The organism is Streptomyces tricolor (assembly GCF_002155905.1).
Lineage (GTDB): Bacteria > Actinomycetota > Actinomycetes > Streptomycetales > Streptomycetaceae > Streptomyces > Streptomyces tricolor.
Window position 1 is genome coordinate 1 of sequence record NZ_MUMF01000691.1, and the last position, 7,799, is coordinate 7,799.

9 protein-coding genes and 2 pseudogenes are annotated in these 7,799 nt (G+C 70.7%); 10 read left to right on the forward strand and 1 reads right to left on the reverse strand.

Translation table 11 applies throughout. From position 1 onward, the window contains the following. Positions 1 to 383: pseudogene (locus tag CCN44_RS44740) on the forward strand (hypothetical protein); the annotation flags it as partial. Here the strand turns inward: CCN44_RS44740 and CCN44_RS37450 are convergent. Beyond that, positions 380 to 592 (reverse strand): hypothetical protein, encoded by a 213-nt coding sequence (locus CCN44_RS37450; RefSeq protein ID WP_059251844.1) that lies wholly within the window; start codon positions 590 to 592, stop codon positions 380 to 382. The pseudogene CCN44_RS44740 and the gene CCN44_RS37450 overlap by 4 nt on opposite strands. A gap of 100 nt (positions 593 to 692) precedes the next feature. Between CCN44_RS37450 and CCN44_RS37455 the strand changes: the two genes are divergently transcribed. The 9 genes and pseudogenes from CCN44_RS37455 to CCN44_RS37495 all read left to right on the forward strand — a co-directional run. Beyond that, complete coding sequence (locus CCN44_RS37455; protein WP_059251845.1) at positions 693 to 2,144, forward strand: menaquinone biosynthesis decarboxylase; 1,452 nt, start codon at positions 693 to 695, stop codon at positions 2,142 to 2,144. Next, positions 2,141 to 3,037: a menaquinone biosynthesis prenyltransferase MqnP gene (gene mqnP, locus CCN44_RS37460; RefSeq protein WP_059251847.1), complete on the forward strand. Its 897-nt coding sequence runs from the start codon at positions 2,141 to 2,143 to the stop codon at positions 3,035 to 3,037. Before CCN44_RS37455 ends, mqnP begins: the two co-directional genes overlap by 4 nt. Before the next feature lie 79 nt (positions 3,038 to 3,116). Continuing rightward, positions 3,117 to 3,779, forward strand: coding sequence for a UbiX family flavin prenyltransferase (locus CCN44_RS37465; protein WP_059251849.1), 663 nt, complete (start codon positions 3,117 to 3,119; stop codon positions 3,777 to 3,779). Positions 3,780 to 3,841: 62 nt separating this feature from the next. Then, entirely contained in the window at positions 3,842 to 4,297 is a 456-nt protein-coding gene (locus tag CCN44_RS37470) for an Lrp/AsnC family transcriptional regulator (RefSeq protein WP_059251851.1), read from the forward strand. Between the two features lie 38 nt (positions 4,298 to 4,335). Beyond that, the gene (mqnE, locus tag CCN44_RS37475) at positions 4,336 to 5,499 is read left to right on the forward strand and encodes an aminofutalosine synthase MqnE (RefSeq protein WP_086703233.1); all 1,164 of its coding nucleotides are present in this window, start codon (positions 4,336 to 4,338) and stop codon (positions 5,497 to 5,499) included. Between the two features lie 98 nt (positions 5,500 to 5,597). After that, a complete protein-coding gene (locus CCN44_RS37480; protein ID WP_059251854.1) occupies positions 5,598 to 6,257 on the forward strand; it encodes a UdgX family uracil-DNA binding protein in 660 nt (219 codons plus the stop codon). A gap of 22 nt (positions 6,258 to 6,279) precedes the next feature. Then, a complete protein-coding gene (locus tag CCN44_RS37485; RefSeq protein WP_059251856.1) occupies positions 6,280 to 6,804 on the forward strand; it encodes a GNAT family N-acetyltransferase in 525 nt (174 codons plus the stop codon). A gap of 81 nt (positions 6,805 to 6,885) precedes the next feature. Further along, a complete protein-coding gene (locus tag CCN44_RS37490; RefSeq protein ID WP_059251858.1) occupies positions 6,886 to 7,194 on the forward strand; it encodes a DUF4229 domain-containing protein in 309 nt (102 codons plus the stop codon). Between the two features lie 31 nt (positions 7,195 to 7,225). Further along, positions 7,226 to 7,799, forward strand: a pseudogene (locus CCN44_RS37495) (TetR/AcrR family transcriptional regulator); the annotation flags it as partial.

Here is a 7,799-nt window from a genome sequence, read left to right on the forward strand (position 1 = left end):
GCCGCGACGACGGCCTGGTGGAGGTGCGGCTGCGGCCGGACTCCGGAAGCGTCACCCCGAACCGGGCGCTGCTGCGGGAGCCGGCCCGCACCGGGGCGGGCGCCGGGCCCGCCCCGGACGTGCCGCTCAGCGAGATGGGCGAGTTCGTCATGGGCGCCGGCCGGTTCGAGGCGCGCGGCAGCCGGGGCGAGACGCTGGTGATGCGGGCGCCCTGCTCGGACGGCGGCCCCGCCGCGCACCTGCGGGTGGTGCTGCGCCCTCACCCCGGACCGGAAGCCGCCGGAGGGCCAGTTCCAGGCGCACTGCCTGGGCAAGGTGACCAGCTGGGATCCCGCGGCCCGGGAGATCGTGCTCCAGCACCCGGTGGCCGTCTTCCGCCCTAGTCCCGCCCGGGGTCGTCCTTGCGCTCGTCGAGGGACTTCAGGAACTCGGGGTTGTCGTCCGGGGCGACCCAGTTCGCGGCGGCCTCGCGGTGCCACTCCGAGGGCGTGGAGCCGCCCGCCGGACCGCGCCGCGTCCGGCCGGTGAACAGCCAGCTGACGGAGTAGATCAACAGCGCCAGGACCAGCAGGAACGGCAGAAACCTGAGCATGGCCGCGCGTACTCCCCACGCCGTGAGACGACCTCGGTGAGCGGGTCGGAGGCGACCCTGGTGACCGGGTCAGAGTAGCGGGTGGCCGATACTGGGACACATGGCTTACGACGATCTTCGCTCCCTGCTACGGGCGCTGGAGCGCGAGGGAGACCTCAAGCGCATCAAGGCCGAGGTGGACCCCTACCTGGAAGTGGGGGAGATCGTCGACCGGGTGCAGAAGTCCGGCGGCCCCGCCCTCCTCTTCGAGAACGTGCGCGGCTCGGACATGCCCCTCGCCATGAACGTGTACGGCACCGACCGCCGCCTGCTGAAGGCGCTGGGCCTGAAGTCGTACGGCGAGATCTCCGAGAAGATCGGCGGCCTGCTGCGGCCCGAGCTGCCGCACGGCTTCGTCGGCGTGCGCGAGGCCTTCGGCAAGCTGGGCGCGATGGCCCACGTCCCGCCGAAGAAGGTCAAGGACGCGCCGGTGCAGGAGGTCGTCCTCCAGGGCGACGACGTCGACCTCGACCGGCTCCCGGCGCTGTTCACCTGGCCCAAGGACGGCGGCTCCTTCTTCAACCTGGGCCTGACCCACACCAAGGACCCCGAGACCGGCGTCCGGAACCTGGGCCTGTACCGGTTGCAGCGCCACGACCAGCGCACCATCGGGATGCACTGGCAGATCCACAAGGACAGCCGGAACCACTACCAGGTGGCGGCGCGGCGCGGCGAGCGGCTGCCGGTGGCCATCGCCTTCGGCTGCCCGCCCGCCGTGACGTACGCCTCCACCGCCCCCCTCCCCGGCGACATCGACGAGTACCTCTTCGCCGGCTTCCTCGCGGGCAAGCGGATCGAGATGGTCGACTGCAAGACGGTCCCGCTCCAGGTGCCCGCCCACGCCGAGGTGGTCCTGGAGGGCTGGCTGGAGCCGGGCGAGATGCTGCCCGAGGGCCCCTTCGGCGACCACACCGGCTTCTACACCCCGCAGGAGCCCTTCCCGGCGCTGCGGATCGACTGCGTGACGATGCGCCGGCGCCCGCTGCTCCAGTCCATCGTGGTCGGCCGGCCCCCCACGGAGGACGGCCCGCTGGGCCGGGCGACGGAGCGTTTCTTCCTCCCGCTCCTGAAGATCATCGTCCCGGACATCGTGGACTACCACCTGCCCGAGTCCGGCGGCTTCCACAACTGCGCGATCGTCTCGATCGACAAGAAGTACCCGAAGCACGCGCAGAAGGTGATGCACGCCATCTGGGGGGCCCACATGATGTCCCTCACCAAGCTGATCGTGGTGGTCGACGCCGACTGCGACGTCCACGACCTGCACGAGGTCGCCTGGCGGGCCCTCGGCAACACCGACTACGCCCGTGACCTCACGGTCGTGGAAGGCCCCGTCGACCACCTGGACCACGCCTCCTACCAGCAGTTCTGGGGCGGCAAGGCGGGCATCGACGCGACGAAGAAGTGGCCCGAGGAGGGCTACACCCGCGACGGCGGGTGGCCGGACATGGTGGAGTCCGACCCGGAGACGGCGGCGAAGGTCGACCGCCGCTGGAAGGAGTACGGCCTGTGACCACCGCAGCGATCTCCCAGCCCGGCCGCACCCGGGCGTTCCTGCGCCTGGTGATGATCGAGCACTCGGTCTTCGCGCTCCCCTTCGCCTACATCGCCGCCCTCACGGCGATGTACGAGGCGGACCGGAACATCCACTGGGGCCGGCTGCTCCTCGTCACGGTCTGCATGGTGGGCCTGCGCACCTTCGCCATGGCGGTCAACCGGATCATCGACCGCGAGATCGACGCCCGGAACCCGCGCACCGCCCACCGCGAGCTGGTGACCGGCGCGATGTCCGTCCGGCACGCCTGGACCGGCGCCCTGATCGCCCTGGTGGTCTTCCTCGGCGCGGCGGCCCTGCTGAACCCGCTCTGCCTGGCCCTGGCCCCCGTCGCGGTGATCCCGATGGTGGTCTACCCCTACGGGAAGCGCTTCACCAACTTCCCGCAGGCCATCCTCGGCCTCGCGCAGGCCATGGGCCCGGTCGGCGGCTGGCTGGCGATCAGCGGCGAGTGGTCCTGGACGGCGGTGATACTGGGCCTGGCCGTGGGCATCTGGATCGGCGGCTTCGATCTGATCTACGCCTGCCAGGACGTGGAGACCGACCGCGAGATCGGCGTCATGTCGGTCCCGGCCCGCTTCGGCATCCCGGCCGCGATCTGGGGCGCCCGGGCCTGCCACACGATCACGACGGCCCTGTTCGTCTGGTACGCCCTGGCCACCGGCGCCGGCGCCTTCTTCTGGCTGGGCCTGCTGATCGTCGCGGCGGCCTTCCTCTACGAGCACCACATCGTCCGCCCCCACGACCTGTCCCGTCTGAACAGGGCGTTCTTCAGTGTCAACGGCTTCATCGGCATTGCCCTGTTCGTGTGCGCGCTGCTGGATCTCCTCGTACGCGGTCTGACGGTCTGACGGGCCCGGACCCACCCGGCCTGAACACGGTCGGGCGCGCCGGTACGCTCAAGGTGTGAACGCAGGAGAAACGCAGCGCGTGCCTTGGATCGTGGGGGTGTCCGGAGCTTCCGGGACGCCATACGCGGCTGCTGTGCTGCGGGCGCTGCTGGGCGCGGGGGAAGCGGTGGACCTGGTGGTCAGCCGGGCCTCGCGGCTGACGCTGCTGGACGAGACGGGGATCTCGTTCCGGGACGCCCACTGGCAGGACGACCTGCGGGAATGGCTCGCCCGGGGCGCCGACGGAAAGCCGGGCACCTTCGACGTGGACGTCAGCGGGGTGCGGTACTGGAGCGCGGGCGACCTCGCCGCCGGCCCGTCCTCGGGGTCGTACCCGGCGAAGGGGATGCTCATCGTGCCCGCGTCCACCGCCTGTGTGGCCGGTGTGGCGCTCGGCCTGTCCAAGGACCTGCTCCAGCGCACGGCGAGCGTCACGCTGAAGGAGCGCCGGACGCTGGTCGTGGCCGTACGGGAGACCCCGCTGAACGGGCAGACGCTGCGGCACCTCGTCGCCCTGGACGACGCCGGCGCCTCGGTGGTCCCGGCCTCGCCCGCCTTCTACGCGGGCGCCACCCACATCCAGGACCTGGTGGACTTCGTCGCCGGCCGGGTGCTGGACGCGGCCGGTGTCGCGCACGGCCTGTACCGGCGCTGGCGGGGTGAGCTGGGCGGCGGCTCGGCGGACGACCGGCAGGACAAGTAGCAGTACGCACGTCTCAAGACCTCTCATCACTTCAGGAACTTTCACCGGAAGGCTTCGATCGCATGGACGCGGTGGACAGGCAGCTCATCCAGGCCCTGAGGGAGAACGGCCGGGCCTCGTACGCGGAGCTGGGGCGCCTTGTCGGCCTGTCGGGCCCCAGCGTCACCGACCGCATCAACCGGCTGGAGGCGGCCGGTGTCATCACGGGCTACCGCGCGACGGTGAACGCGGCCTCCCTCGGCCTCGGTGTCACCGCCCTGATCGGCATCTCGCTCTCCGACGCCGCCGACCACGAGGACGTCGCCCAGCGGCTGCGGGACCTGCCGGAGATCGAGGACTGCTGGTTCATCGCCGGCGACGACTCGTACATGCTCAAGGTCCGGGCGACGGACGTGGACGGCCTGGAGCGGATCATCCGCCGGCTCAGCGGCACCAAGGGCGTCTCCCGCACCCGCACCACGATCGTGCTGTCCACGAAGTGGGAGAACCGGGTCGGAGAACTGCCCGAAGAGGTGTAGGGATACCGTTGGTCGGGCTGTCGTAGAAAGGTGTTGCCATGGACGTCGGGCTCAAGCGCGAGCTGGAGGAGAAGGTCCGCTCCGGTGAGCGGCTGACCCGCGAGGACGGCATCGCGCTGTACGAGTCGGACGACCTGGCCTGGCTCGGCGGCCTCGCCCACGAGGTGCGCACCCGCAAGAACGGTGACGTGGTGCACTTCAACGTCAACCGGCACCTCAACATGACGAACGTGTGCACCGCGTCCTGCGCCTACTGCTCGTTCCAGCGCAAGCCGGGCGAGAAGGACGCGTACACGATGCGCATCGAGGAGGCCGTCAAGCTCGCCAAGGCGATGGAGTCGGAGAACCTCACCGAGCTGCACATCGTCAACGGCCTGCACCCGAACCTGCCGTGGCGGTACTACCCCCGGTCCCTGCGCGAGCTGAAGAAGGCCCTCCCGAACGTCTCCCTGAAGGCCTTCACGGCGACCGAGATCCACCACTTCGAGACGATCAGCGGTCTGTCGGCGTCCGAGATCCTGGACGAGCTGATCGACGCGGGCCTGGAGTCCCTGACGGGCGGCGGCGCGGAGATCTTCGACTGGGAGGTCCGCCAGCACATCGTGGACCACCGCACCCACTGGGAGGACTGGTCCCGCATCCACCGCCTGGCGCACGAGAAGGGTCTGAAGACCCCGTGCACCATGCTGTACGGCCACATCGAGGAGCCGCGCCACCGCGTCGACCACGTGCTGCGCCTGCGGGAGCTCCAGGACGAGACGAACGGCTTCCAGGTCTTCATCCCGCTGCGCTACCAGCACGACTTCGTGGACATGAAGGACGGCAAGGTACGCAACACCCTCCAGGCCCGCACCCAGATGGCCACCGGCGCGGAGGCCCTGAAGACCTTCGCCGTCTCCCGGCTGCTCTTCGACAACGTCCCGCACGTCAAGGTCTTCTGGGTGATGCACGGCGTGCAGACCGCCCAGCTGGCCCTTCAGCACGGGGCGGACGACATGGACGGCTCGGTCGTCGAGTACAAGATCACCCACGACGCGGACAACTTCGGCACGCCGAACAAGCTGACCCGCGAGGACCTGCTCGAACTGATCCGGGACGCCGGTTTCCGCCCGGTCGAACGCAACACGCGCTACGAGATCATCCGCGAGTACGAGGGCCCCGACCCGGCCCGCCGCGACGCTCCCCAGCCGATGCGGGTCTGACCCTTCCCGTTCAGGCCGACGCGAGTGTCCCGACCTGAAGGGGCGCGGAGCCGCACACGGCATGGCGTCCGAGCCCCCACGGCGGGTACTCGGACGCCATGGTCAGTACCCGAGCCCCCGAGGACGCCTACACGGCGGAGCCCTTCGTCCCGGAGGGCGCCGACCTCGCCGCTCTGCGCAGCGCAGCGGCCGGCTGCCGCGGTTGCCCCCTCCACCGCGCCGCCACCCGGACGGTCTTCGGCGCGGGGAACGCCGACGCCCGCGTGATGCTCGTGGGGGAGCAGCCCGGTGACCAGGAGGACCGCCAGGGCAGGCCCTTCGTCGGCCCCGCCGGAAAGCTCCTCGACCGGGCCCTGGCCGAGGCCGGCGTGGACCCCGCCGAGGCCTATGTGACGAACGCGGTGAAGCACTTCAAGTTCACCCAGGCCGAACCCCGCAAGCGCCGCATCCACAAGGCGCCGAGCCTGCGGGAGATGACCGCATGCGGCCCCTGGCTGGCGGCGGAGCTGGCGCTGGTGGAGCCGGAGCTGATCGTGATCCTGGGCGCCACGGCCGGCAAGGCGCTGCTGGGGTCGTCGTTCCGGGTGGGCGAGGTCCGCGGGACCGTGCTCGAACGGGAGATCCACGGCCGCCCGGAGCGCCTGGTGCCGACCGTGCACCCGTCCTCGGTGCTGCGGGCGCGGGACGACGAGGACCGCAAGGCGGCGTACGAGGGCCTGGTGGCCGATCTGAGGGTGGCCGCACGAGCCCTGGGGTAGGGGTAATAAGTAAGATGCCTCTGTGCCTCTTACCTTCACCCTGGACCCGGCGATCACCCCGGCCCTCCGCGACGGCATCCTCGACCTGTGGACGGACGTCTCCAACGCGGGCGGCGCCGTCGGCTTCGTCGCCCCGGTGACCCGGGAGGAGATACGGCCGGAACTGGTACGGCACTTCGTGCAGATGGCCGAGGGGCGCACCCGGCTGCTGGTCGGCCGTGACGAGGCCGGCGAGATCGCGGCGGCCGCCTTCCTCACCCGGAACACGCACCGGCTGATGACCCACTGGGTGTGGCTGTACACGGTGATGGTCCACCCCCGGCACCAGGGCCAGGGGTACGGCCGTGACCTGCTGGCCGCCGCCGCGGACGCGGCCCGCCAGATGGCGGGGGTGGAGGCGATCCGGCTGACCTGCCGGGGCGGCCTCGGGCTGGAGCGGTTCTACGCCTCCTGCGGCTACAAGGAGGTCGGCCGGATACCGGACGCCATCCGGGTCGCGCCCGGCGACGACCGCGATGACGTGATCATGCTGCTGCCGCTCGCCTGACCCGGACCCCCCTGCAAGATCTTCTGCGGTTCGTGCTTCACTGGACGATGACCCTATTTGGAATCGGACGAGTGGATTGAGATGCTCCGCTACACGCTGATGCGCCTCGGTATCTTCGCGGGCTGCCTCGTGGTCGTCTGGGGTGCCGTCTACTCGGGCATCTTCCCGCGCGGCTTCGGCGACTCCAACGGACTGTGGGTCCTGCTGCTCTCCCTGGTCCTGTCGGCACCGATCAGCTGGGTGGCGCTGCGCAAGGAGCGGGACCGGGCCTCCGTGCAGATCGTGACCAAGGTCGACCGGATGAAGGCCAACCTGGAGGCCAACCGCAGCCAGGAGGACGTGGCCGACGACCGGTCGCGGGCGCGGGGCGGAGCTGCCGCTTCCAACTAGTCGGGGCCGCGGCCCAACTAGTCTTGCCCTCATGGGTGCCGTCAAGACCAAACGCATGCCGAGGGCGGTGCGGGAGCAGCAGATGCTCGACGCTGCCGTACGGATCTTCGGGCAGCGCGGGTACATGGCCGCCTCGATGGACGAGATCGCCGAACTCGCGGGCGTGTCCAAGCCGTTGGTCTATCTGTACCTGAACTCGAAGGAAGACCTCTTCACCGCCTGCATCCGCCGGGAGGCCGCCGCGCTCACGGAGGCCGTCCGGGCGGGTGTCCGGCCGGGGCTGCCCGCCGACCGGCAGCTCTGGGACGGCCTGCGGGCGTTCTTCGCGCACACCGCGGAGCATCCCGACGCCTGGTCGGTGCTGCATCTCCAGGCCCGTACGCACGGTGAGCCCTTCGCGGGCGAGGTGGCCGCGATGCGCGNNCCCGGCTGGTCGCGGTGGCGGCCCGGGAGGCTCATCGCGACCCCGACCTCCCGGAACACGAGGTGGCCGGCCTGTCCGAGGCTCTGGTGGGCGCGGCGGAGTCGCTGGCCGCGTGGGCGAACACGACGCCTGGCGCAACGGCCCGACAGGCCGCGACCACCTTGATGAACTTCGCCTGGTC